General features: G+C 74.4%; 25 protein-coding genes. 3 read left to right on the forward strand and 22 right to left on the reverse strand.

The window, feature by feature from the left end; genetic code table 11:
* Positions 1–132: 132 nt before the first annotated feature.
* The 3 genes from V5O49_RS07265 to rimP form a co-directional block, all read right to left on the reverse strand.
* Complete coding sequence (locus V5O49_RS07265) at positions 133–366, reverse strand: YlxR family protein (RefSeq protein ID WP_278237081.1); 234 nt, start codon at positions 364–366, stop codon at positions 133–135.
* Between the two features lie 128 nt (positions 367–494).
* Positions 495–1,535, reverse strand: coding sequence for a transcription termination factor NusA (gene nusA / locus V5O49_RS07270; protein ID WP_278237080.1), 1,041 nt, complete (start codon positions 1,533–1,535; stop codon positions 495–497).
* 1 nt (position 1,536) lies between these two features.
* Entirely contained in the window at positions 1,537–2,061 is a 525-nt protein-coding gene (gene rimP, locus V5O49_RS07275) for a ribosome maturation factor RimP (protein ID WP_278237079.1), read from the reverse strand.
* Positions 2,062–2,217: 156 nt separating this feature from the next.
* On the opposite strand from rimP, the gene V5O49_RS07280 reads away from it, so the two are divergent.
* Positions 2,218–3,453, forward strand: a complete 1,236-nt coding sequence (locus V5O49_RS07280; RefSeq protein WP_332901636.1) for a DUF4439 domain-containing protein — start codon at positions 2,218–2,220, stop codon at positions 3,451–3,453.
* A gap of 6 nt (positions 3,454–3,459) precedes the next feature.
* Here the strand turns inward: V5O49_RS07280 and V5O49_RS07285 are convergent, their stop codons facing one another.
* Positions 3,460–5,286 carry a proline--tRNA ligase gene (locus tag V5O49_RS07285; RefSeq protein WP_332901637.1) on the reverse strand — a complete coding sequence of 609 codons (1,827 nt, stop codon included), beginning with the start codon at positions 5,284–5,286 and terminating at the stop codon, positions 3,460–3,462.
* Between the two features lie 59 nt (positions 5,287–5,345).
* Between V5O49_RS07285 and V5O49_RS07290 the strand changes: the two genes are divergently transcribed.
* The gene (locus V5O49_RS07290) at positions 5,346–6,224 is read left to right on the forward strand and encodes an Fpg/Nei family DNA glycosylase (RefSeq protein WP_332901638.1); all 879 of its coding nucleotides are present in this window, start codon (positions 5,346–5,348) and stop codon (positions 6,222–6,224) included.
* A 12-nt stretch (positions 6,225–6,236) separates the two neighbouring features.
* Here the strand turns inward: V5O49_RS07290 and V5O49_RS07295 are convergent, their stop codons facing one another.
* The 11 genes from V5O49_RS07295 to rpsB all read right to left on the reverse strand — a co-directional run bounded on the left by V5O49_RS07295 (position 6,237) and on the right by rpsB (position 16,985).
* Positions 6,237–7,160 carry a GNAT family N-acetyltransferase gene (locus V5O49_RS07295; RefSeq protein ID WP_278237075.1) on the reverse strand — a complete coding sequence of 308 codons (924 nt, stop codon included), beginning with the start codon at positions 7,158–7,160 and terminating at the stop codon, positions 6,237–6,239.
* A gap of 29 nt (positions 7,161–7,189) precedes the next feature.
* Complete coding sequence (gene ispG, locus V5O49_RS07300) at positions 7,190–8,350, reverse strand: flavodoxin-dependent (E)-4-hydroxy-3-methylbut-2-enyl-diphosphate synthase (protein ID WP_278237074.1); 1,161 nt, start codon at positions 8,348–8,350, stop codon at positions 7,190–7,192.
* 89 nt (positions 8,351–8,439) lie between these two features.
* Positions 8,440–9,705, reverse strand: coding sequence for a M50 family metallopeptidase (locus V5O49_RS07305; protein ID WP_278237073.1), 1,266 nt, complete (start codon positions 9,703–9,705; stop codon positions 8,440–8,442).
* 93 nt (positions 9,706–9,798) lie between these two features.
* Positions 9,799–10,983, reverse strand: a complete 1,185-nt coding sequence (dxr, locus tag V5O49_RS07310) for a 1-deoxy-D-xylulose-5-phosphate reductoisomerase (protein ID WP_332901639.1) — start codon at positions 10,981–10,983, stop codon at positions 9,799–9,801.
* Positions 10,984–11,000: 17 nt separating this feature from the next.
* Complete coding sequence (locus tag V5O49_RS07315; RefSeq protein ID WP_332901640.1) at positions 11,001–11,552, reverse strand: DivIVA domain-containing protein; 552 nt, start codon at positions 11,550–11,552, stop codon at positions 11,001–11,003.
* The gene (gene rlmN, locus V5O49_RS07320; RefSeq protein ID WP_479686917.1) at positions 11,549–12,739 is read right to left on the reverse strand and encodes a dual-specificity RNA methyltransferase RlmN; all 1,191 of its coding nucleotides are present in this window, start codon (positions 12,737–12,739) and stop codon (positions 11,549–11,551) included. Before rlmN ends, V5O49_RS07315 begins: the two co-directional genes overlap by 4 nt.
* Before the next feature lie 18 nt (positions 12,740–12,757).
* Positions 12,758–13,591: a phosphatidate cytidylyltransferase gene (locus tag V5O49_RS07325; protein ID WP_332901641.1), complete on the reverse strand. Its 834-nt coding sequence runs from the start codon at positions 13,589–13,591 to the stop codon at positions 12,758–12,760.
* Complete coding sequence (frr, locus tag V5O49_RS07330; protein ID WP_278237069.1) at positions 13,591–14,148, reverse strand: ribosome recycling factor; 558 nt, start codon at positions 14,146–14,148, stop codon at positions 13,591–13,593. Before frr ends, V5O49_RS07325 begins: the two co-directional genes overlap by 1 nt.
* 42 nt (positions 14,149–14,190) lie before the next feature.
* The gene (gene pyrH, locus V5O49_RS07335) at positions 14,191–14,955 is read right to left on the reverse strand and encodes a UMP kinase (protein WP_332901642.1); all 765 of its coding nucleotides are present in this window, start codon (positions 14,953–14,955) and stop codon (positions 14,191–14,193) included.
* Between the two features lie 161 nt (positions 14,956–15,116).
* Positions 15,117–15,956 carry a translation elongation factor Ts gene (gene tsf / locus V5O49_RS07340; protein ID WP_278237067.1) on the reverse strand — a complete coding sequence of 280 codons (840 nt, stop codon included), beginning with the start codon at positions 15,954–15,956 and terminating at the stop codon, positions 15,117–15,119.
* A gap of 81 nt (positions 15,957–16,037) precedes the next feature.
* Positions 16,038–16,985 carry a 30S ribosomal protein S2 gene (rpsB, locus tag V5O49_RS07345; protein WP_332901643.1) on the reverse strand — a complete coding sequence of 316 codons (948 nt, stop codon included), beginning with the start codon at positions 16,983–16,985 and terminating at the stop codon, positions 16,038–16,040.
* A gap of 457 nt (positions 16,986–17,442) precedes the next feature.
* On the opposite strand from rpsB, the gene V5O49_RS07350 reads away from it, so the two are divergent.
* Positions 17,443–18,096: a M23 family metallopeptidase gene (locus V5O49_RS07350; protein WP_332901644.1), complete on the forward strand. Its 654-nt coding sequence runs from the start codon at positions 17,443–17,445 to the stop codon at positions 18,094–18,096.
* 12 nt (positions 18,097–18,108) lie between these two features.
* On the opposite strand, the gene V5O49_RS07355 is transcribed toward V5O49_RS07350, so the two are convergent.
* The 7 genes from V5O49_RS07355 to lepB all read right to left on the reverse strand — a co-directional run bounded on the left by V5O49_RS07355 (position 18,109) and on the right by lepB (position 24,395).
* The gene (locus V5O49_RS07355) at positions 18,109–19,053 is read right to left on the reverse strand and encodes a tyrosine-type recombinase/integrase (RefSeq protein ID WP_332901645.1); all 945 of its coding nucleotides are present in this window, start codon (positions 19,051–19,053) and stop codon (positions 18,109–18,111) included.
* Positions 19,054–19,141: 88 nt separating this feature from the next.
* Entirely contained in the window at positions 19,142–20,425 is a 1,284-nt protein-coding gene (gene dprA / locus V5O49_RS07360; protein WP_332901646.1) for a DNA-processing protein DprA, read from the reverse strand.
* Positions 20,418–21,956, reverse strand: a complete 1,539-nt coding sequence (locus V5O49_RS07365) for a YifB family Mg chelatase-like AAA ATPase (protein ID WP_278237062.1) — start codon at positions 21,954–21,956, stop codon at positions 20,418–20,420. Before V5O49_RS07365 ends, dprA begins: the two co-directional genes overlap by 8 nt.
* Positions 21,956–22,312 carry a YraN family protein gene (locus V5O49_RS07370; protein WP_332901647.1) on the reverse strand — a complete coding sequence of 119 codons (357 nt, stop codon included), beginning with the start codon at positions 22,310–22,312 and terminating at the stop codon, positions 21,956–21,958. Before V5O49_RS07370 ends, V5O49_RS07365 begins: the two co-directional genes overlap by 1 nt.
* 115 nt (positions 22,313–22,427) lie before the next feature.
* A complete protein-coding gene (locus tag V5O49_RS07375) occupies positions 22,428–22,727 on the reverse strand; it encodes a DUF2469 domain-containing protein (RefSeq protein ID WP_278237060.1) in 300 nt (99 codons plus the stop codon).
* Positions 22,728–22,734: 7 nt separating this feature from the next.
* The gene (locus V5O49_RS07380) at positions 22,735–23,547 is read right to left on the reverse strand and encodes a ribonuclease HII (RefSeq protein ID WP_278237059.1); all 813 of its coding nucleotides are present in this window, start codon (positions 23,545–23,547) and stop codon (positions 22,735–22,737) included.
* Entirely contained in the window at positions 23,544–24,395 is an 852-nt protein-coding gene (lepB, locus tag V5O49_RS07385; RefSeq protein ID WP_332901648.1) for a signal peptidase I, read from the reverse strand. The genes V5O49_RS07380 and lepB overlap by 4 nt, the downstream gene beginning before the upstream one ends.
* Between the last annotated feature and the right edge of the window lie 14 nt (positions 24,396–24,409).

The following is a 24,409-nucleotide window of genomic DNA, read 5'->3' on the forward strand; positions in this document are numbered from 1 at the left end:
TACTCATCGCTGGGGACTCATCGGGTGCCCATCGGCTTCTGACCCGCTTCCTTGTCGACGTACGCGTGGTGCGGCCGGGCGGTGACGCCCGGTCGCGACGTGGGCGGCACCCGTGGTGCCGCCCCGGTTCTCTCAACGGTCCTGGTGCTCCAGATATGCCCGGACCGGGTCCAGGTCCACCGGCCCGTCCGCACGCAGTGCGCGCGGGACGGCCCGTCGCCGGACGGCACGTTCCCAGCAGGCGAGGTCCTCGTGGAGCCAGGCACCCCGCCCCGGCAGGCACCCGCGGACGTCCACGACGACACGCTGGGCGTCGTCCGACGTCGCGAGGACCAGCCGCAGGAGCTGCGACCGCAGGTCACGCATCCGACATCCGACACACGTCCGCACCGGACCCGCCGCGGAGGGAGGGACGGTCGGCGAGCACGCCGGAAGAGGGTCGCGCGACCCGATCTGCTCCAGTCTAACGCGACTGCTCATGGGCCTCGACCAGCTCAGGCGCCCTCGACCCGGTCACCGTCGGCCACCGCCCCGGGTGTGCCCTCGTCGGACCGGATGTCGATCCGCCACCCCGTGAGCTTGGCCGCAAGCCGAGCATTCTGCCCTTCCTTGCCGATCGCGAGGGAGAGCTGGTAGTCGGGCACGACGGCGCGCGCGGCCTTGGCCTCGGCGTCCACGACGGTGACCGAGCTCACACGCGCCGGCGACAGGGCGCTCGCCACGAACCGGGCCGGGTCGTCGCTGTGGTCGACGATGTCGATCTTCTCCCCGTGCAGCTCGGCCATCACGGCGCGCACGCGGGACCCCATCGGTCCGATGCAGGCACCCTTGGCGTTCAGGCCGGGCACCCGCGAGCGCACCGCGACCTTCGAGCGGTGCCCGGCCTCGCGGGCGACGGCGGTGATCTCGACCGAGCCGTCCGCGATCTCGGGGACCTCCAGCTCGAACAGCTTGCGTACCAGGCCCGGGTGGGTCCGGCTGAGCGTGACCTTGGCGCCCTTCATGCCGCGGGCGACCTCCACCACGTAGCCGCGCAGGCGCTCACCGTGGACGTACTTCTCTCCCGGCACCTGCTCGTGGTGCGGGAGCACCGCCTCGGTCTCGCCGACGTCGACCAGCACCGTGCGCGGGTCGTGACCCTGCTGGATCACCCCCGCGAGGATCTCGCCCTCCTTGCCGCGGAAGGTGCCCAGCACCTGGTCGTCCTCGGCGTCCCGCAGCCGCTGCACGATCACCTGGCGGGCCGTGGCGGTGGCGATGCGCCCGAAGTTCTCCGGCGTGTCGTCGATCTCCGGGCCCAGCTCCACCGTGCCCCGCCCCTCCGGGTCCTCCGGGTCGGGCGTGCGGATCTGCTCGCGCGCCCACACGGTGACGTGACCGGACGTGCGGTCCAGCTCGACCCGCGCGTGGTGGTAGGCGTCCGGGGTGCGGTGGTAGGCGGACAGCAGCGCGTCCTCGATCGCCCCGACCAGCAGGTCCAGGCTGATCTCCCGCTCGCGCTCCAGCATCCGCAGCGCGCTCATGTCGATGTCCACGTCAGCTCTCCTCGCCCTGGCGGGAGGTCCCCGCCTCGTCGTCCTCGCGCCGGTCCAGCTCCACCTCGACACGGCCACGCCGCACCTGCCCGAGCCCGACGCGTCGCTCGTCGTCCAGGACGAGCACGGCGTCGTCGCCGCCGCCGTCCACGTCCGTCAGCCGCCCGGTGACCACCTGGCCGTCATCGAGCGTCAGACGCACCAGGCGCGTCCGCGCCCGACGATAGTGCCGCAGCTCCGTCAGCGGCCGCGAGACACCCGGGGTGGAGACCTCCAGCGTGTACTGGCCGCGCACCGCGTCCGCGTCGTCCAGGGCCGCGGACAGCGACCGCGAGGCCTCGGCGAGGGTGTCGGAGTCGAGGCTGCCCACCGCGTCCTCGGGCAGGTCGATCGTCAGGCGGACCACCGAGCGGCTTCCCGCCCGGGTCACCCGGACGTCCTCGAGGGACAGGCCGACGTCGTCGACCACCGGAGCGACCACCGCTCGGACGCGACCGTCCGCGGTCCGGTCCTCTCCTGCTGCCATCGCTGCCTCCCGTGGGTCTCCCGCGCCGGGACCTCCCGCGGCGGTGTGTCGTTGTGCGTCGACCAGCGTAACGAACGACCCGCGCACCGGGCGCCGAACGAACCACCCTGGCAGGTGGAGGAACGTCACACCAGGACGTGGCAAGATCAGGGCACGATGACGCTGCAGCCTGCCCCCGACCCGACCCGCCGCCGGAGCCGGGGTGTGGTCGGCGGCCTGCTCGTGGTGCTCCTGCTCGCCGGCTGCGGGCTCCGGCTGGAGACTCCTCCGCCCGCCGAGCCGGAGCCCGACACGCTCGAGATCGTGCGTCGCACCGCCGTCACGGACGCCCTGTTCGTCGCCGAGCAGGCCGACGCCGCGATCGAGGAGCTGGGCGACCGGCGCCGGCGGCTGGTCGCCGAGCTCGAGCGGGTCGCGGCCGACTCCCGCGAGCAGGCGGACCAGCTCGGCGGCGTGTACGACTCCGGGCTGCAGGAGCCCGCCGACCCGCCGAGCGGGTCGCCGCAGAGCACGCCGGCCGACGAGCCGGTGCTGGCCCGGGACGTCGTCGACGCACTGACGAACGCCTCGGGACGCAACCGGACGGCGGCCGGCACCACGGCCGACGGCTCCCTGGCGAGGCTGCTGGCCTCGGTGGGCGCGGCGCAGGCCGTCTCGGCCGCCCGCGTGGGCGGGTTCACCGACGACGGCGCCCCCGCGCCGGTCGTGCCGCGACTGCCTGGACCCGACGAGGTGGCGGCCGCCGCCCCGTCGGGCGCGTCGCCGGCCGGCGACGACGCCGGGCAGGCGGCCGACCGGTCGGGGTCGGCCGCGCTCACCGCTCCCTCCGGCGCCGAGGAGCCCCCGGCCACCGAGGAGCCCGGCGAGGACGGGGTCTCGAGCACGTCGCCGGACTCCGACGAGCCCCCCGTGGTGCCGGTCGGCCTGACGGCGGCCGACCTGCGCACCCTCGTGGCCTCGGAGCACGGGGCGGGCTACGCCCTGCGGCTGCGTGCCGCGCTCCGGCCCGAGGACGAGCGCGCCCGCCTCGCCGACCGTGCCGACGTGCACACCGCCCGGGCCCAGGACTGGGCCGTCGTGGCCGGCACGGACGGGACGGCCCAGGACCCGCGCCAGGTGGCCTACGCGGTCCCCCGCGGCCCCGGCGACCGGGCGCTGGTCCGCGCGGTCGAGGACGACCTGGCCACGACCTACGCGACGCTGGTCGGCTCGACCGCGGCGGGCACCCGCGCCGTCCTGGTCGACCTGCTCGTCGAGACCGCCATCACGCTCGACGCGTGGGGCGCCGACCCCGTGCCGTTCCCCGGGCTGCCGGAGCAGGCGACGCAGGAGACCACCGACGGCGAGGACGCCGCGGACGACCAGGGCGAGCAGTCCGACCAGGACGGCTGAGCCGGCTCAGGCCAGCAGCTCGCCGACCCGACGCGTGACCTCCGCCACGGCGTCGTCCACGGCGACCTGCTCCGCCGGCCCGACGCGGGGACGGACCTCCACCACGCCGTCGGACAGGCCTCGGCCCACGACGACCACGAGCGGCACGCCGAAGAGCTCCGCGTCGGCGAACTTCACCCCGGGCGAGACCTTCGGGCGGTCGTCGTAGACCACCTCGACGCCCTCGGCCGCGAGCTGCGAGGCCAGGGCGTCGGCGGCCTCGAAGACCTCGGCCCCCTTGCCGGTGGCGACCACGTGGACGTGCGCCGGGGCGACCTGCGCCGGCCACGCGAGCCCGCGCTCGTCGTGGTTCGCCTCCGCCAGGGCGGCCAGCACGCGGCTCACGCCGATGCCGTAGGACCCCATGGTCACCACGGACTGCTTGCCGTTCGGGTCGAGCACCTTCAGGTCGAGGGCCTCGGCGTACTTGCGGCCCAGCTGGAAGATGTGACCGATCTCGATGCCACGCGCGAGCTCGAGCGGCCCCGAACCGTCGGGCGCGGGGTCGCCGGCACGGACCTCCGCGGCCTCGACGGTGCCGTCCGCGGTGAAGTCACGGCCCGCCACCAGGTCGAACACGTGCTTGCCGGTCTCGTCGGCGCCGGTGATCCAGCGGGTCCCCGTGACCACCCGGGGGTCGAGAAGATACCGGATCGCCGAGCGGGCCTCGCCGGTCTCGACGTCGGTCACCTGCTTGCCCTGCGGTCCCAGCACGCCCGGCCCGATGTAGCCCTTGACGAGCTCGGCGTGGGCCGCGAAGTCCGCCTCCGTGGCGGGCTCCACCTCGGCCGGGGCCATGGACGCCTCCAGCCGCTTGACGTCCACCTCGCGGTCGCCGGGCACGCCGACGACGACGAGCTCGCGCCGCCCGTCGGGGTGCGTCGCGGCGAGCACGACGTTCTTCAGCGTGTCCGCGGCGGTCCACGCCCGGTCCGGACGCGGGTGACGGGCGTTGGCCACGTCCACCAGCGTCTCGATCGTCGGGGTGTCCGGGGTGTCCTCGACGTGGGCCGCGGGGGCGTCGTCGTACGGCACCGGCTCGGGCACCGGCGTGGTGACGGCCTCCACGTTGGCCGCGTAGCCGCCGGCCGAGCGCACGAAGGTGTCCTCGCCGATCGGCGACGGGGAGAGGAACTCCTCCGAGCGCGAACCGCCCATGGCGCCCGAGGTCGCCGCGACGACGACGTAGTCGAGCCCGAGCCGTTCGAAGATCCGCTGGTAGGCGCCGCGCTGCTTGTCGTACGCCGCGGCGAGACCGTCGTCGTCCAGGTCGAAGGAGTAGGCGTCCTTCATGATGAACTCGCGGCCGCGGATCAGCCCGGCCCGCGGACGGGCCTCGTCGCGGTACTTGGTCTGGATCTGGTACAGCGCCAGCGGCAGGTCCTTGTACGAGGAGTACAGGTCCTTGACCAGCAGCGTGAACATCTCCTCGTGCGTCGGCGCCAGGAGGTAGTCGGCGTCCTTGCGGTCCTTGAGCCGGAACAGGTTGGGGCCGTACTCGCTCCAGCGGCCGGTGGCCTCGTAGGGCTCGCGCGGCAGCAGCGCCGGGAAGTGCACCTCCTGGGCCCCGATCGCGGCCATCTCCTCGCGCACCACCTGCTCGACCTTGGCGAGCACGCGCAGTCCCAGCGGCAGCCAGGAGTACACGCCCGGGGCCGCCCGCCGGATGTAGCCCGCGCGCACCAGCAGCCGGTGGCTGGCGACCTCGGCGTCGGCGGGATCCTCGCGTAGGGTGCGGACGAAGAGGGAGGACAGGCGCAGCAGGTCACCGCTGCGGTGGGACGCGATCGACATGGGGCACAGCCTAACGGCGCGCACCGGCGTGCATCGGCGCCGTCGGCGACACTGGGACCATGCCGGAGCTGCCCGAGGTGGAGGCGCTGGCGCGCTTCCTCGACGAGCGCACGCGCGGTCGGACCGTCGTGGCCGCCGACCTCGCCGCCGTCGCCGCGCTCAAGACCCACGACCCGCCGGTGTCGTCCCTGGTGGGCGCCACGGTGCGCGGGTGGACGCGCCGGGGCAAGTGGCTGGTGCTCGGCACCGACGGCCCCGTGCTGGCGGTGCACCTGGCCCGCGGCGGCTGGGTGCGGTGGCGGGAGGACGCGCCGACGACGCCGGTGCGTCCTCGGCTGGGCGGCTCGTCCCGGGGTGCGGCGCTCGCGCTGCGGCTGCGGTTCGACGACGACGCGGGTGCGGACGTCACCGAGGCCGGCACGCGCAAGCGCCTCGCCGTGCACGTGGTCCACGCGGCCGAGGACGTCGAGGCGATCCGGACCCTCGGCGTCGAGCCCCTGTCCGAGGCCTTCACCCCGGCGGTGCTGGCCGAGCTGATGCGCGGGCGCAACCAGCAGCTCAAGGGGCTGCTGCGGGACCAGCACGCGATCGCCGGGATCGGCAACGCCTACTCCGACGAGATCCTGCACGCCGCCCGCCTGTCCCCCTTCGCCCTGACCCGGTCCTTCGACGCCGCCGGGGTGGCGGCGCTGCACACGGCCGTGGTGGGCACGCTGGCCGCCGCGGTGGACGCGGCGACGGGACGCCCCGCGGCCGAGCTCAAGGACGCCAAGCGGCGCGGCATGCACGTGCACGGCCGCACCGGCGAGGCATGCCCCGAGTGCGGCGACGTGGTGCGCGAGGTGTCGTTCGCCGACCGCTCGCTGCAGTACTGCGCGACCTGCCAGACCGGCGGTCAGGTGCTGGCCGACCGGCGGATGTCCCGGCTGCTGCGCTAGGCGGACCGCGGGCTAGAACAGGACGGTCGCGAAGGTCCCGGCCTGCTCGAAGCCCACCCGGCGGTAGGTGGCCAGCGCAGGGGCGTTGAACCCGTTGACGTACAACGAGACCACGGGGGCGACGTGCTGCCGGGTCAGGGCGACCACGGCGGCCATCCCCGGGACGGAGAACCCCCGCCCGCGCAGCTCCGGGTCGACCCAGACACCCTGGACCTGGGCCACGCCGCCGGACACCGCGCCCAGCTCCGCCTTGAAGACCACCCGGGGCGCGCCGTCGTCGTCGGGCTCGATGCGCACGAACGAGCGCCGCTCGGCCACCAGCGACCGCACCCGGGCGGCATAGGCGCTGCCGCCGCCCGCCACCGGGGAGTAGCCCACCTCCTCGGTGAACATGCGGACGCAGGCGGGCAGGACCAGCTCCAGCTCGGACAGGTCCGCGTGCCGCACGCCCGGGTCGGGCGCGACGAGCGGGTCGCGGTCGAGCACGAGGGAGGGCTGGTCGGTGCGCACCTCGCGCGGCGGGGGCCAGACCCGCGAGAGCAGCTCCCACAGGCGCAGCGTGGTGCGCTGCTCCCCCACGACCGAGCTGGACCGGCGGCCCTGCTGACGCGCCAGGGCCGCGAAGGACGCCACGGCGTCGTCGGCCTCGGCGGGGTCCACCGACGACGGCACCACCGGGACGAGGTTGGCCCCGGCCCAGCACACGGCGCGCAGCTCGCCAGTGGCCGGGTAGCCCCACACCTGCCCGCCGGCAGCGGCCAGCCCGACGTGCAGGGCCACGTCGAGCCGGGCGGCGGCGAGCACGGACGCCACCGGGTCGCGCGTGCAGACCCGGCGTGCCTCGACCAGGTCGTCGGGTCCCAGGACCCGAGCGCCGGCCCCGGAGCCGTCCCCGGGCGCGGCCGACCGGCTGCGCAGTGCCGGTCGCCATCCCATCGCGTGTGCCCCCTCGTCGTCGCTCTGGCCTAGGAGACCGTCACCACGGCGCCGGCCTGGTCGTCGTTCTCCGGCGCGTCCATGGTCGCGGCGATGCGGTTCGCCTCGTCGATCAGCGTCTCGACGATCTGGGCCTCCGGGACGGTCTTGATGACCTCGCCCTTGACGAAGATCTGCCCCTTGCCGTTGCCGGACGCCACACCCAGGTCGGCCTCGCGCGCCTCGCCGGGACCGTTGACGACGCAGCCCATCACGGCCACGCGCAGCGGGACCGCCATGCCCTCCAGCCCCGCGGTGACCTTGTCGGCGAGCTCGTAGACGTCCACCTGCGCCCGCCCGCAGGACGGGCAGGAGACGATCTCGAGCTTGCGGGGGCGCAGGTTGAGCGACTGCAGGATCTGCGTTCCGACCTTGACCTCCTCGACCGGAGGCGCCGACAGCGAGACGCGGATGGTGTCGCCGATACCCTCGCTGAGCAGCGCGCCGAAGGCCGTGGCGGACTTGATCGTGCCCTGGAAGGCCGGACCCGCCTCGGTGACCCCGAGGTGCAGGGGCCACGCACCCCGCTCGGACAGCTGCCGGTACGCCTCGACCATGACCACGGGGTCGTTGTGCTTGACGGAGATCTTGAAGTCGTGGAAGTCGTGCTCCTCGAAGAGGCTCGCCTCCCACACGGCCGACTCGACCAGCGCCTCGGGGGTCGGCTTGCCGTACTTCTCGATGAGGCGCTTGTCCAGCGACCCGGCGTTGACGCCGATGCGCAACGAGGTGCCGTGGTCCTTCGCCGCCTGGGCGATCTCCTTGACCTGGTCGTCGAAGCGGCGGATGTTGCCCGGGTTGACCCGCACGGCGGCGCAACCGGCCTCGATGGCCGCGAACACGTACTTCGGCTGGAAGTGGATGTCCGCGATGACGGGGATCTGGGACTTCTTCGCGATGATCGGCAGCGCGTCGGCGTCGTCCTGGGTGGGGCACGCGACACGGACGATGTCGCAGCCGGCGGCCGTCAGCTCCGCGATCTGCTGGAGGGTGCCGTTGATGTCGGTGGTCTTGGTCGTCGTCATCGACTGGACGCTGATCGGGGCGTCGCCACCGACGTAGACGTCACCGACCTTGATCTTGCGGGTCTTCCGGCGCGGGGCGAGCGTGGGCGCGGGGGGTGCGGGCATGCCGAGGTTCACTGCAGTCACCACGCCAGTATCGCGCGGTTTCGACCGTGCTGTGCACCTGTCGGCCCGGTGACGTCCCGATGGTCACCGGATCCCCACGTCGTCCGCCGTCAGAACAGCCGGACGGGATCGACCAGGTCGGCGACCATGAGTACCGCACCCACGCCGATGAGCAGCACGAAGACCACGTACGCCACGGGCATCATCCGCGCCACGTCGGCCGGTCCCGGCACGGCGCGACCGCGGACCCGGGCGACCTGGCGCCGTCCGCCCTCGTAGAGCGCGTTCGCCACGTGGCCGCCGTCGAGCGGCAGGAGCGGGATGAGGTTGAACATGAACAGCGCGACGTTCAGCGACGCCAGGAGCATGAGCATGAGCTGGACCCGGGCGAGCACCGAGTAGTCCTCGGCCCCCGCGGTGTCCACAGCGGCACGGCCCACGCCGACCACCGACATCACCGAGTCCTGCGAGCGCGGGGCGTCGGTGAACGCCTCGTAGGCGGCGTCGTAGATGCGCACCGGCAGGGTGACGATCGCGCGGGCGGTCTCCGAGACCTGGAGCCAGACGGCCTCGGGCACCGACGAGACCGGCAGGGCCTGACGCTCGACGCTGGAGGTGACGCCGAGCAGGGCGCCGTCGATCATCACGGGCTCGCCGTCGTCGTCGAGGACCGGGTAGCCCTGGTCGTCGGTCGCCGGCCGCTCCGCCGGCACGGGCGTGACGGTCAGGGCGACCTGCTCGCCGTCCCGCTCGACGACCATCGGCACGGCCTCGCCGGCCGAGTCGTTGACCATGCCCACGAGCTGGTTCCACTCCTCGACGGGCACCCCGTCGAAGGCGACCACCTCGTCACCGGCCTCGACCCCGGCGGACGACGCGGCGGAGTCGTCGCCGACCTGCGCGACGGTGGTCGTCGCCGTCGGCATGCCGATCGCCAGGAACACGACCGCCAGCAGCACGACGGCGATGACGAGGTTCATCACCGGACCGCCGAGCATGACGACGAGCTTCTTCGGCGTGGACAGCCGGTAGAACGCGCGGTGCTCCTCGCCGGGTCGGATCTCGGAGACGCTGGCGTCGCGGGCGTCGGCGATCACCTGGCCGAAGAACCCGCCGCGCGGACGGCGGCCCGCCGGGGCGGGCGGCATCATGCCGACCAGCCGCACGTAGCCGCCCAGCGGGATCGCCTTGAGGCCGTACTCGGTCTCGCCCTTGCGACGCGACCAGAGGGTGGGCCCGAAACCCACCATGTACTCGCTCACGCGCACGCCGAACTTCTTGGCGGGCACCATGTGCCCCACCTCGTGCAGGGCGATCGAGACGAGGATGCCGAGCACGATGACGACGATGCCGACGACGAGAGGAAGGATGTCCACACCAGCAGGGTAGGCGACCATCCTGGGAGCCGGGTGCGGGCCCCGTGCAGGTCCCCCGGAGCCGTCGGCGCCGGATCGACGGTCGTGCGGGCCTCAGCGGCGGGCGAGCAGCTCCTCCGCCCGGGCGCGCGCCCAGGTCTCGGTCTCCTCGACGTCCTCGAGCGTGACGTCCGCGGCCGCCGCGCCGTCGTGCTCGCCGAGCACCCGCTCGACGGTGCCCACGATGTCCAGGAACCCGATCCGCCCCTGCAGGAAGGCGGCGACGCCCTGCTCGTTGGCGGCGTTGTAGACGGCCGGGTGGGTCGCCGAGGCCGCAGCCGCCGCCCGCGCCAGCCCGACGGCCGGGAACGTGTGCTCGTCCAGCGGCTCGAAGGTCCAGCTCGCCGCCTGCGTCCAGTCGCACGGCGGGGAGACGACGTCGAGGCGCTCGGGCCACGACAGGCCCAGCGCGATGGGCAGGCGCATGTCCGGCGGCGAGGCCTGCGCGATGGTCGAGCCGTCGCGGAACTCGACCATCGAGTGCACGACCGACTGCGGGTGCACGACGACGGTGATGTCGTCGGTGGGGACGTCGAACAGCAGGTGCGCCTCGATGAGCTCGAGCCCCTTGTTCATCAGGGAGGCCGAGTTGACCGTGACCACCGGACCCATCGCCCAGGTGGGGTGGGCGAGCGCCTCGTCCGCGGTCACCGCCTCGATCTCGTCGCGGGTCCGGCCCCGGAACGGTCCGCCGGAGGCCGTCAGGACGATCCGGCGGACCTCTTCGCGGGCCCCGCCGCGCAGCGCCTGGGCGATGGCGGAGTGCTCGGAGTCGACCGGGACGATCTGCCCCGGGGCGGCGGCCGCCTTGACGAGGGCGCCGCCGACGACCAGCGACTCCTTGTTCGCCAGCGCCAGGGTCGACCCGGCGCCCAGCGCCGCGAGGGTGGGCCGCAGGCCGACCGACCCGGTGATGCCGTTGAGCACGACGTCGCTGCCGCGCCCGGCCAGCTCGGTGGCGGCGTGCGGGCCCGCGAGGACCTCGACGTCGGCCGCCCCCGGACCCATCGCCCCGACCAGCGCCTCGCGGAGCGCGTCCGCACGACCGGCGTCGGCGACCGCGACGGCACGCACCCCGTGCCGGGCCGCCTGGGCGGCGAGCACTCCGACGTCGGACCCGCCGGCGCTGAGCGCCTCGACCTCGAACCGGCCCGGGTGGGCGTCGACGACGTCGAGCGCCTGGGTGCCGATCGATCCGGTGGATCCGAGCAGGGTCAGGGTCCGTGCAGCGTGGGGCATGGCCCCATCATCCCAGGTCACTCGACCCCGAGGAGCACCTCGATCGCCCGGGCGAGGAACTTGTCCACCGCTCCCTCGGCGTAGGCGTCCTTGCCCTTGGCGCGGCTGAACGTGGCCGACCGCAGCTCGGCCGCCGTCAGCGGCTCCTGCCGGTCGAAGTAGCCCACGAGCCGGTCGCACAGGGCGTCGACGTCGTCCATGTCGTAGCCCTGCTGCCCACGCTCCGCCGGGGCGAACTTCAGCCCGTCGGGGCGGCCCAGCCGGCCGTACAGCGTGCGGGCACGCTCGGCCAGCGCCGCCATCCAGGCGTCCTGGCCGTGCTCGTTGACGAAGTCGGCCCGCTGGCGGGCGATGAAGGCACCCTCCAGGCGGTCCAGCGCCGCGTCGACCTCGTGAGTGTTGTAGCCACCGCGCACCAGCTCGAACGTGGACGCCGCGACGTCCGCGTTCGTCATCGGCTCGGGGGTCTGCCCCTCGTACGCCTGCCGGGCGTGGTCGAAGAACTCGTCGACCTCGTCCGGTTCATAACCCTGTCGCACCTTCGACACGGTGGAAAAGAGCGTGCTCACTCGTCGTCGTCCTCCTCGGCGGCCAGCTGCCCGCAGGCGCCGTCGATGTCGCTCCCGCGGGTGTCACGGATCGTGGTGGGGATCCCGTGCCCGCGCAATCGTGCCACGAACTCGTCCTCCACGGAACGGTCGGACGCTGTCCAGATCGAGCCGGGGGTCGGGTTGAGCGGGATCGGGTTGACGTGCACCCAGCCCCGGCCGCGGGCGTTGAGCTTCTCCGCGAGCAGGTCAGCACGCCAGCCGTGGTCGTTCATGTCCTTGATGAGCGCGTACTCGATGGACACGCGCCGGCCCGTCACCTCGTAGTAGTGCCGCGCCGCGTCGATCGCCTCGTCGACGCTCCAGCGCGTGTTGATCGGCACCAGCTCGCTGCGCAGGTCGTCGTCCGGGGCGTGCAACGACAGGGCCAGCGTGACGGGGATGCCGAGGTCGGCGAGCTTGCGCATCGCCGGCACGAGTCCGACGGTCGACACCGTGATGTTGCGCGCCGACATCCCGAACCCCTCGGGAGCGGGCGCCACCAGGGCCTTGACCGTCTCGATGACGGCGCGCGGGTTCGCCAGCGGCTCCCCCATCCCCATGAACACGAGGTTGTTCAGCCGGGCCGGGCCGCCCGGGATCTCGCCGCGGTCCAGGGCACGGAAGGCGTCCCGGACCTGCTCGAGGATCTCGGCCGTCGACAGGTTGCGGGTCAGCCCGAGCTGACCCGTGGCGCAGAACGGGCAGGCCATGCCGCAGCCGGCCTGGGACGAGACGCACAGCGTGGTGCGGTGCGGGTAGCGCATCAGCACCGACTCGACCTTGGCGTCGTCGAACAGGTGCCACAGCGTCTTGACGGTGGTGCCGCCGTCCGCCTCCATGCGGCGCGTGGGCCGGATCAGCGGCGGGAACATCGTGGTGGCCAGCTGGTCGCGGGTCGCCTTGGGCAGGTCGGTCATCTCCGCCGGGTCGGAGGTGTAGTGGGTGAAGTAGTGCGCCGCGAGCTGCTTGGCCCGGAACGCCTTCTCCCCCATCTCGGTGACGCTGGCGACCCGCTCGTCGGCGGTGAGGTCGGCGAAGTGCTTCGGGGGCTTGCCCCGGCGCCGCGGCGCCATCTGCAGCGGGATCGGGCGGGTCTCGTCGGACGGCCGCACCGCGGGGATGCCGAGGTCGGCGCCGGCGCCGGAGGGCGCGGTCGGTGATGCCATGGGTGTTTCCTTCGCAGCTCAGACGGTGGCGGCCAGGACCAGGTAGACGAACGGGGCGGTGATGACCAGGGAGTCGAGACGGTCGAGCACGCCCCCGTGGCCCGGCAGCAACGACCCCATGTCCTTGAGGTCGAGGTCGCGCTTGATGAGGGACTCGGCCAGGTCCCCCGCGGTGGCGGTGACGGCGGTCAGCACCCCGAGCGCGACGCCCAGCCACCAGGGGGCGTCCAGGACGAACAGCGCCCCGGCGACGCCGACGGCGGTGGTCAGGGCCACCGAGCCGGCCAGTCCCTCCCAGCTCTTCTTGGGACTGACCGAGGGCGCCATCGGGTGGCGCCCGAAGAGCACCCCGGCGACGTACCCGCCGACGTCGTTGGCCACCGCGAGGAGCACGAACAGCACGACCCGCAGCTCGCCGTCCGGCTGGTCCAGGACGAGCAGCACGAACCCGGCCAGGAACGGCAGGTACGTGGCGGCGAACACGCCGGCGGCCGCGTCCCGCAGCGCCTGCGGTCCCGAGCCGTCCAGCACGCGCCACACGACGACGGCGCCCACGGTGAGCATGAACGCCACGAGCAGCGCCTCGGGCCCGGCGACGTACGCCGACACGGCCATGCCGGCCCCGCCCACGAGCAGCGGGGTCAGCGGGACATGGATCTCCCGTCGGGCGAAGGCGACGCGCAGCTCCCACAGGGCCGCGCTCTGGGCCACGACCACGAACGCCACGAAGGGCTCGGGACGGAACCAGAGGGACGCGGCGAGCAGCAGGAGCAGCCCGACCCCGACCGCGACGGCGGCCGGCAGGTTGCGCCCGGCGCGGGACGGCCGGCGCTGCGCGTCGACGGGGGACATCAGACCTCGAGCAGCTCGCTCTCCTTGTGGGCGAGCAGCTGGTCGACCAGCTCCACGTGCTTCTTGGTGAGCGCCTCGAGCTCCTTCTCCGCCCGGGCGCCCTCGTCCTCGCCGACGTCGCCGTCCTTGACCAGCTTGTCCAGCTGCTCCTTGGCCTTGCGGCGCACGCCGCGGACCGAGATCCGGGCGTCCTCCGCCTTGGTCTTGGCCAGCTTGACGTAGTCGCGGCGGCGCTCCTCGGTCAGCGTCGGCATGATGACGCGGATCGCGTTGCCGTCGTTGGACGGGTTGACGCCGAGGTCGGACTCGCGCAGCGTCTTCTCGATGGCCGACATCGAGCTCTTGTCGAACGGGGAGATCAGCACCGTGCGGCCGTCGGGGATGTTGAACGAGGCCAGCTGCTGCAGGGGCGTCGGCGCGCCGTAGTAGTCCACCTCGAGCGAGGAGAACATGCCGGCGTTCGCGCGCCCGGTGCGGATCGAGCCGAACTGCTCCTTGGCGACCTCGATCGCCGTGTCCATCTTCTCCTCGGCCTCGAGGAGGGTGTCGTCGATCACCCGGTGCTCCTTGCTCGTGATGGGTTGGGGGGACGGTGCCGCTCAGCGGGTCGTGACGGAGGTACCGATCTTCTCGCCGAGCAGTGCACGGGTCACGTTACCGGTCTCCTCCAGGCCGAAGACACGCATGGCCACGTCGTTGTCCCGGCACATCGACAGCGCGGTGGCGTCCATGACGTTGAGCCCGCGCACGAGGGCGTCGGTGTAGGTGAGGTGCTCGAGCTTCTCGGCGTCGGGGTCGGTGCGGGGGTCGGCGGTGTACACGCCGTCGACCCCGTTCTTGCCCATGAGGACCTCGTCGCAGTGCGTCTCCAGGGCGCGCTGGACCGAGACCGTGTCGGTGGAGAAGTAGGGCATCCCGGCCCCCGCGCCGAAGATGACGACACGGCCCTTCTCCAGGTGACGCATCGCGCGCAGCGGGATGTACGGCTCGGCGACCTGCCCCATGGTGATCGCCGTCTGGACGCGGGTCTTGACGCCGTCCTGCTCGAGGAAGTCCTGCAGGGCCAGGCAGTTCATCACCGTGCCGAGCATGCCCATGTAGTCGGCGCGGGCCCGGTCCAGACCGGCCCGGGACAGCTCGGCGCCGCGGAAGAAGTTGCCCCCGCCGACGACGATGGCGACCTGGATCCCCTGACGGACCGCCTCACCGATCTCCTGGGCGACACGGCGCACGACGTCGCTGGCCAGCCCGACGGCGCCGCCGCCGAAGGTCTCGCCGGACAGCTTGAGCAGGACGCGCCGGGTGTCGGGGTCCTTCGGCGGGACGTGTCCGGTCGCCGTCTGGGTCTGGTCGATCTGCGTCATGCCACCGTCCGTCTCGTCGTCGTCCGGGTCAGCCCCGCACGGGTCTCTCCTGGGCGCATCCTGGCACCGGATGCCGTCGTCCGCCCTCCGGGGAGTGACCGGGAGCGGACGCACGACGGCCCGGCCGCATCCGTCGCCGGTGCGGCCGGGCCGTGGTCGCGTCAGCTGCCGACGCGGAAGCGGACGAAGCCGAGCAGCTCGCCGCCGGCGGCCTCGACGTGCTTGCCCACGGTCGTCTTGGTGTCCTTGGCCAGCGGCTGGTCCACCAGCACGGCCTCCTTGAAGAAGCCGTTGAGACGACCCTCGACGATCTTCGGCAGCGCGGCCTCGGGCTTGCCCTCGGCGATGGACCGCTCGCGGGCGATCTCGCGCTCCTTGTCGACGACCTCGGCCGGGACGTCCTCACGGGTGAGGTACTGCGGCGCCAGCGCGGCGACGTGCTGCGCGACGTCCTTGGCGACGGCCTCGCCCGCGGCGTCCGTCACGACCAGGACGCCGATCGACGGCGGCAGGTCCTTGGCGGTCTTGTGCAGGTAGGCGGTGACCTTCGGGCCCTCGACGCGAGCGACGCGGCGCAGGACGACCTTCTCGCCCATGGTCGCGCCCTGGGCGGCGATCGTGTCGGCGACCGTGCCGTCGGCGGCCGGGGCGGCCAGCGCCGACTCGGCGTCGGTGGCACCGGCCGCGGCGGCGGCCGCGAGGACGGTGTCGGCCAGCGCGACGAAGTTCTCGTTCTTGACGACGAAGTCCGTCTCGGCGTTCAGCTCGATCAGCGTGGCGACCTGGCCGTCGCCCGCGTCGGTGATCGTCGCGGCGACGAGACCCTCGGAGGCGGTGTTGCCCTCACGCTTGGCGGCCTTGGCCAGGCCCTTCTTGCGGATGATCTCGATGGCCTGGTCGGCGTTGCCGTCGGCCTCGTCGAGCGCCTTCTTGACGTCGAGCATGCCGGCGCCGGTGCGCTCGCGCAGCGCCTTGATGTCAGCGGCGGTGTAGTTCGCCATGGGGGGATGTCCTCCGTGCTGGTGATCGATGTGCGTTCCGAGAGGCGGGCCGGCCGCGCGTGCGGCCGGCCCGCCAGGGGCTCACTCGGACTTCTCGGTCTTGGCCTCGGCCTCGGGCTCGGCCACGGCGACGGCCTCGGCGGCCGGAGCGGCGTCGGCACCCGGGGCGACGGCGTCCCCGGCGCCCGTGGCACCCTCGGTCGCGGCGGCGCCCTCGGCCGGCGCGACCGGCTGCGCGGCATCCGCGGCCTGCTCGCCCTCGGCACCGGCGAGGAGCTCGCGCTCCCACTCGGCCAGCGGCTCGGACTCCTCGGGGGCCGACTCGCCCTTCTTGCCGGCGGCGCGCTGCATGAGGCCCTCGGCGACGGCGTCGGCGATGACCCGCGTGAGCAGCGTGACGGAACGGATCGCGTCGTCGTTGCCCGGGATCGCGTAGTCGACCAGGTCGGGGTCGCAGTTGGTGTCCAGGATCGCCACGACCGGGATGCCCAGCTTGCGGGCCTCGTCCACGGCGAGGTGCTCCTTGTTGGTGTCCACGATCCACACGGCCGACGGCGTCTTGGCCATGTCGCGGATGCCACCCAGCGTGCGCGAGAGCTTGTCCTTCTCGCGGCGCAGGACGAGGAGCTCCTTCTTCGTCAGGCCGGAGCCGGCGACGTCGTCGAAGTCGATCTCCTCGAGCTCCTTGAGGCGCTGGAGCCGCTTGTGCACGGTGGTGAAGTTGGTGAGCATGCCGCCGAGCCAACGGTGGTTGACGTAGGGCATGCCGACGCGGGAGGACTGCTCCGCGATGGCCTCCTGGGCCTGCTTCTTGGTGCCGACGAACAGGATCGTGCCGCCGTGGGCGACGGTCTCCTTGACGAACTCGTAGGAGCGGTCGATGTACGACAGCGACTGCTGCAGGTCGACGATGTAGATGCCGTTGCGCTCGGTGAAGATGAACCGCTTCATCTTCGGGTTCCAACGACGGGTCTGGTGCCCGAAGTGGACACCGCTCTCGAGGAGCTGACGCATGGTCACGACGGCCATGGCTGGTCCTTTCGCCGTGCGGCCCGGGATCCTCCCGGCTCCGCACGCATCGGGCGACCGCCGACGGTGTCGACGGTCGCGGGTGCTTCGGTTGTCGGTGGTGGGCATCGGGCCCGGCCACCCCTGGCGTCACGCCGCTCCGGCACCGCACCCGGGGTGCGGACCGCTGCCGACGCGGCGGTGCCGGTCGGTTCCCTGCGGGAGCCTCCGAGCACCACGTGACGCGCGATGTCGACCGTTCGTGCCGGACCACCCCGCGCAGGCGTCCGTGGCGGACGGAACGAGGTGGGGGTGGACACGAGTGGTCGCACGGGCGAGTCTACCCGACGCCGCCGCGCCAGGACGACGACCGTCGTGGTGTTCTCGCGCACGTCGTGAGCCACGCCCAGACCGGTTCGTCCACAGGTCCGGCCGGCCGGGGGGACGGCGCGGTCCACCGGTGCGGGACGGTGGCGGGATGACGCCCGACCCCCACCCCGACCGCCGTCCGCGCCGGCCCGGTCGTCGCCCACGTCGGCCCGTTCGCCGCCCGCGACGATCACGGCTGCGCGCCGCCCTGCCCGCGGCCGTGCTCACCGGTGCGGCCGTCGTGCTCACGACCGGACCGGCGGCGCCCGCTCCCCCGCCGCGCGCGGTCGTCGTCGCGGCCGAGCGACCCGTCGCGGCCCAGCCACCCGCGGCTCGCGAGCGGCCAGGGGCCCCCGACGGGTGGCGTCTCCCCCTGCCCGGACCGGTCCGCGCGGTCGTCGACCTGCCGGCCGAGCCCTGGCGGCCCGGGCACCGCGGCGTCGACCTGCCCGCCGCTGCCGGCTCGACCGTCCGCGCCCCGCGGGCCGGGACGGTCACGTTCGCCGGTCAGGTCGGCGGCAAGCCCGTCGTGGTCGTCGCGCACGGTGCGTTGCGGTCGACGTTCGAGCCGGCCGTGGCCCTGGTGGAGGTGGGAGGCACCGTCCGCACGGGCCGGCCGGTGGCCGTCGTCGCCCCCGCGGGCACGGGGCACTGCGCTCCCGGCCGGTGCCTGCACTGGGGCGTCCGACGCGGGGACCGCTACCTCGACCCGCTGGTCCTGGTCGGACGAGCCGTGCCCGTCGTGCTGCTCCCCCACGGCTGAGACCGGTCGGGTTCAGGCGCGGGGGAACGCCTGCTCGAACACCTGCCGCAGCCGGTCGGCGTCCACGTGGGTGTAGCGCTGGGTCGTGCCCAGGTCGGCGTGCCCGAGCACCTCCTGCACCGACCGCAGGTCGGACCCGCCGGCCAGCAGGTGCGTCGCGGCCGAGTGCCGCAGCGCGTGCGGGGCCACGTCGTCCACCTCGGCCCGGGCGGCCAGGCGGTGCACGGCGTCGCGGGCCTGCCGCTGCCCCCAGCGTCCGCCCCGGTCACCGAGGAAGAGCGCCGCCGGGCTCGCGGCACGCACGAGGGCGGGCCTGCCGTCCGCGACCCACGCCTGCAGCGCGCGGGCCGCCGGGACGCCGAACGGCACGACGCGTTCCTTGCCGCCCTTGCCGAGGACGCGCACGATCCGCTCGGAGACGTCGACGTCGGTCAGGTCGGTCGCCGTCAGCTCCCCGATCCGCACGCCGGACCCGTAGAGCAGCTCGGCCGCCGCCCAGGCACGCAGCGCCGCGGGCCGGTGCTCGGGCTCGGCCGCCTCCGCGTCGGACCGGGCGGTGTCGAGCAGCCGCGCCGCGGCCCGGGTCGAGAGCACGGTGGGCAGCGTCCGCGGGGTGCGCGGGGTGGCCAGCCGGACGGACGGGTCGCTCGCCACGAGGCCCTCGTGGTGGGCCCAGCGCAGGAAGGCCCGCGCCGCCGCGCCCCGCCGCGCGAGCGTCGCGCGCGACAGCCCGCGGTCGGCCTGCGCGCCGAGCCAGCCGCGCAGCATGGTCAGGTCGAGGCCGTCGAGACCGTCGGCACCGTGCCGGACGGCGTACCGCAGCAGCGCGGTCACGTCCGCCCGATAGGCGCGCCGGGTGTGCGCCGAGTGACCCTGGCGGGTGGCCAGGTGCCGCGAGAACCCGTCCACCGCGCCGGCGAGCGCGGCGGGCAGCGGCGGGACGTCGGGGTCGGTCACCTCGCCAGTGTGCCCCGCCGGCCTGCCGCGACGCTGCAGGTCGCGCGGCGTTTCTCGCCACGCTGCCCCGCGTCCACGCACCCGCGGGTCAGGTGCCCCGCAGCCACCGTCCGGCGTCGCAGCGCGCCAGCCCGCGGCGCTCGAACCCGCCCACCAGGCTCATCACCCGGCGTGGCGAGAGACCGGCGCTGCGCGCCAGGGCGTCGACGGTCGCCCCCGAGCGCAGCGGCAGCGCGTCCCAGAGCGCGCGCTCGTCCGGTCCGAGCCCGTCGAGCCGGTCGTGCGACCCGGGCAGCGGGTCCTCGGGAACCGCGTCCTCGCCCAGCCGCCCCGCCAGCTCGGCCACCTCGGCCGGGTCGGTCACGCAGACGGCGGCGCCGTCGCGCAGCAGGCCGTGGCACCCGGACGACGCGATCGACGTCACCGGCCCCGGCACTGCGCCGAGAGGACGCAGCAGCTCGGCCGCCCGCCGCGCCGTCGACAGTGCGCCGGACCGCCGCGCGGCCTCGACGACGACCGTCGCCCCCGTCAGCGCGGCGATCACGCGGTTGCGGGCCAGGAAGCGCCGACGGTACGGGGCCGATCCCGGAGGGACCTCGCTGAGCACGGCCCCGCCCTGCGCGACCAGGTGCCGCAGCAGGCCGTCGTTGCCCTGCGGGTAGTAGCGGTCCACGCCGCCGGCCAGCACCGCGCACGTCGCACCGGCCGCCGCGAGCGCCCCGCGGTGAGCGGCGGCGTCGATGCCGTAGGCACCCCCGGACACGACGGCGAAGCCGCGGTCGGTGACACCGGCGGCGAGGTCCTCGGCGACGCGCTCGCCGTACCGGGTCGAGGCGCGGGACCCCACGAGCGCCACCGCACGGGCCGCCCAGGTCGCGACGTCGGCGCGTCCGCGTACCCACAGCGCGAACGGCGCCGCTGCACCCAGGTCGCCGAGCGTCCGCGGCCACCGGTCGTCCTGCGGGGTCAGGAGCGTCCCCTGGCACCGGTCGAGCACGCGCAGCTCGCGGCGCGGGTCGAGGCTCTCCAGGCGAGGGGCCCACCGGCGCACGGCGGCACCGAGCCGGGCGGCGGCGTCCTGACCGGCCTCGGCGCGAGGCGGTGCAGCGAGGCCGCCGGGGACGGACGGCGGGTCGGGCAGCGCCAGGCCGTCGAGGCCGGCGGCACGGCGGGCCCCGACCGGGTCGGTGGTGGCGTCCACGAGCCAGGACAGGGCCCCGGACGCGCCCAGGTGCTCCACCACGGCGCCGGCCACCACGTCGCCGGGTTCGGCCAGCCGGCTCCAGGCCGCCGCGGCCAGCACCGGGTCGTCGACGTCGAACCGGACCCCCGTGCGGGCGGGGACGCGGCCGTCGAGGAGGTGATCAGCCACGGGACCCCTCCGTCCGCAGCACGGTCGCGGTGTCGACGTCGTCGGCGCGGGGGACGTCCCGTCCGTCCAGCTCGGCGACCGTCCACGCGACCCGCAGCACCCGGTGGGCACCGCGCATCGACAGCCGGCCCTCGTCGAGCTGCCGCTCGACGGGGCCGAGCACCGCGCGCTCGCCGCGGAGCCGTTCGTGCAGCCACGGGCCCGGCAGCTCGGCGTTGGTGCACCACGGCGTGTCCCGCAGGCGCTCGCGCGCCCGGTCCCGGGCGGCGGCCACCCGGGCGGCCACGACGCGGGTCGGCTCGCCCGCGGCGCCGAGCACACGGTCGGCGCGGCTGGGTCCGGGCAGGTGGACCTGGAGGTCGACCCGGTCCAGCAGCGGCCCCGACACCCGGCCCAGGTACCGGCGTCGTGCCGTCACCGAGCAGGTGCAGTCCTGGCCGGCGCGGGTGTCCGCCATCCCGCACGGGCAGGGGTTGGCCGCCAGGACAAGCTGGAAGCGCGCCGGATAGCGGGTCGCGCCACCGCTGCGGTGCAGCACGAGCTCTCCGGCCTCCAGCGGCTGGCGCAGCGTCTGCAGCACCCGCGGGGCGAACTCGGGCGCCTCGTCGAGGAAGAGCACCCCCCGGTGCGCGCGGGACACCGCACCCGGGCGGGCCAGGCCCGTGCCGCCGCCGGCGATCGCGACCGGGGTGGCGGTGTGGTGCGGGTCCTCGAAGGGTGGTCGGCGCAGGAGCCCGCCGCCCGGGTCGAAGGTGCCCGCCACCGAGTGCACCGCGGTGACCTCCACGGCCTCGGCGTCCGTGAGGTCCGGCAGGAGGCCGGGCAGGCGGGCCGCCAGCATCGTCTTGCCCGCACCCGGCGGGCCGACCATGGCCAGGTGGTGCCCGCCGGCGGCCGCGATCTCGAGCGCCGTCCGTGCCTCGGTCTGCCCGACGACGTCCGCCAGGTCTCCCCCGGGTCGACGCGGCACTGCGGAGCGCGCCGGGGCCACGGGCTCGACGCGACGGTGGTAGCGCAGCCGGCCGCCGTGGCGGAGCACGACGTCACCGAGGTGGGCCGCTCCGTGGACCCGGGCACCCGGGACCAGCGCCGCCTCGGCCTCGTCGCCGGCGGCCACCACGACGTCTCGGTGGCCCGCGGCGACCGCCGCGGCGACCGCCGGGAGCACCCCGCGGACCGGCTGGAGCCGGCCGTCGAGGCCCAGCTCGGCCAGGTGCACCACCGCGCCGAGCCCGGCGGCCGGCACCACGCCGTGACCGGCCAGGACGGCCATCGCGATGGCGAGGTCGAAACCCGAGCCGGACTTGCGCAGCGAGGCGGGCGAGAGGTTGACCGTGACCTTGCGCTGCGGCCACTCGATCCCGGTCGACAGCACGGCGGCGCGCACCCGGTCGCGCGACTCCGCCAGGGCGGTGTCGGGCAGCCCCACGAGCGTGAACCCCGGCACGGACCGGGCGAGCTGTGCCTGCACCTCCACCAGGTGGCCCTCCATCCCGGCGAGCGCGACGCCGGTGGTGGTGGCGTACCCCATCAGAGGACTCCCCGCAGGTGCTCGACCTGGGCGGCCCCGGAGCGGGGCAGCAGCACCGCCACCACGTCGACCCGTATCTCGCACCACGGGCCCGGGTGGGTGCGCAGCCACTCGGCGGTCAGCCGCCGCACCCGGCGCAGCTTGGCCCGGGTGACCGCCTCGGCCGGGTGGCCGTAGCCGGTGCCGCGTCGCGTCTTGACCTCGACGGCGACCACGCGGCCCCGGTCGCCGAGGACCAGGTCCAGCTCACCGCCGGTCCCCCGCCAGTTGCGGTCCAGGACCTCGTACCCGCGTTCGGTCAGGTAGCGCGCCGCCACCCGTTCGCCGTGCCGTCCGACGGCATCCTTGGCTCGCACGGAACCACCTCCGCGACCGAGGCTGCCGCGGCGGGGGTGCGACGCGCGGCCCGGGCGGGCCGGGCTGTGGACGAACCGCGCCGAGGGGCGGGCTGTGGACGGCCGTGCGGCGCCGCTACAGGGCGATCTCGGCCTTGGCGAGCTCCTCGACGTTGACGTCCTTGAAGGTCACCACCCGCACGGCCTTGACGAAGCGTGCGGAGCGGTACACGTCCCACACCCACGCGTCGGTCAGCCGCAGCTCGAAGTACACCTCGCCCGCCGCGGACCGGACCTGCAGGTCGACCTGGTTGGCGAGGTAGAACCGGCGTTCGGTCTCCACCACGTACGAGAACAGGCCCACGACGTCCCGGTACTCGCGGTAGAGGGCCAGCTCGGCGTCGTTCTCGTAGTTCTCGAGGTCCTCAGCGCTCACCGGGTCATCATCCCACCCGGTAGCGCGAGGCTGCCTCCTCGGGCGCCGCGGCGGCCTCGAGGGTGACCACGTCCGCCGGCTCGCCCGCCGTCGCGGAGGTCTCCGGCGCGGCCGGGGTGTCGTCGAGCACCCGCAGGTTCCAGGACCGCCGGTGCTGCGGCGTCGGGCCGAGGCGGCGCAGGCCGTCCAGGTGGGCCGGGGCCGAGTAGCCCTTGTTCTGCTCCCAGGCGTAGTGCGGGTACTGGGCGGCCAGCCGGCTGAGCAGACCGTCGCGCTCCACCTTGGCCAGCACGCTGGCCGCGGCGACCGACGAGCACTGCAGGTCGGCCTTGACCATCGTGCGCACCCCGGGCTCGGGGGCGTCGAGCGCCCCGCCCGGATCGAGGTCGGCAGCCTCGAAGAGGTCCGCCCCGGGCCGGCTGAGCCAGTCGTGCGACCCGTCCAGGAGCACGACGTCGACGTCGCCGTGGGTGCGCCGGATCTGCGCCAGCGCCCGGCGTCCCGCCAACCGCAGCGCCGCGACGATGCCGTGCGCGTCGATCTCGGCGGGGCCGGCGTGCCCCACGGCCCAGGCCACGGCCCACCGCCGCAGCGGGTCGACCATCGCCTCGCGGACCTTCGGGGCCAGCAGCTTGGAGTCGGTCAGCCCGCGCGGCGCGGTCCGGGTGCCGGCGTCGACCACGACGAGGCCGACGCTGACCGGGCCCGCCAGGGCGCCACGGCCGACCTCGTCCATCCCCCCGACCAGGCGTGCGCCGTCGGACAGCAGGGACCGCTCGGCCCGCAGGGTCGGGCTCCGGCGTCCGTTCCGGGTCGTCATGGCGCCGGCTCCTCGGCCCCGTCGGCCGCGGGGACGTCGGCGAAGACGTCGGCCGGGTTGCGCAGCAGCCGCGCGTCCTCGAACGGCCACATGATGACGAACGCGTTGCCCACGACGTTGTCGAGCGGGACGAACCCCCCGCCCGGCTTGCCGGTGTTGTAGCGGGAGTCCTGGGAGTTCTGCCGGTTGTCCCCCATGACGAACAGCATGCCCTCGGGGACCTCGTGCTCGAAGGTCGTCTGGCTCGGCACGGCGCCGTCGGCCAGGTACTCGCTCTCGTCGACCGGCTCGCCGTTGACCGTGACCCGGCCGTCGTCGTCGCAGCAGGCCACGGTGTCGCCCGGCGTGCCCACGACCCGCTTGATGAGGTGGTCGCCGGCGTCCTGCGGGAGCAGCCCGACGAAGGTCGCGGCCCCGCGCAGGGCGTTGCCGACCGGTCCGCGGTCCGGCTCCTCGTAGGGCGGCAGCCACCCGCCCGGGTCCTGGAAGACGACGACGTCGCCGCGGTTCACGTCCAGCGCGTCCGGGACCAGGCGGGACACCATCACGCGGTCCCCGATCTGGAGGGTGTCCTCCATCGAGGAGCTGGGGATGTAGAAGGCCTGGACGAGGAAGGTCTTGATCAGCCACGACAGCACCAGCGCGGAGACGACGATGATCGCCGTCTCGCGCAGCAGCCCGAGACCGCGGCTGCGCGAGTCGTCGGCGACGGCGGCGGCGTGCGCCGGGGGGCCGTCCGCACGCACGGAGCGCTCGGCCTCGTCGGACCGTCCCACGACGTCGTCGGTCGCGTCGCCCTGGTCCTCGGGTCGGTCCGGCGCGGAGGTCATGGGATCGGAGTCTGCCACGACCACACCTTGCC

The sequence above is a fragment of the Isoptericola haloaureus genome (assembly GCF_036689775.1).
Lineage (GTDB): Bacteria > Actinomycetota > Actinomycetes > Actinomycetales > Cellulomonadaceae > Isoptericola > Isoptericola haloaureus.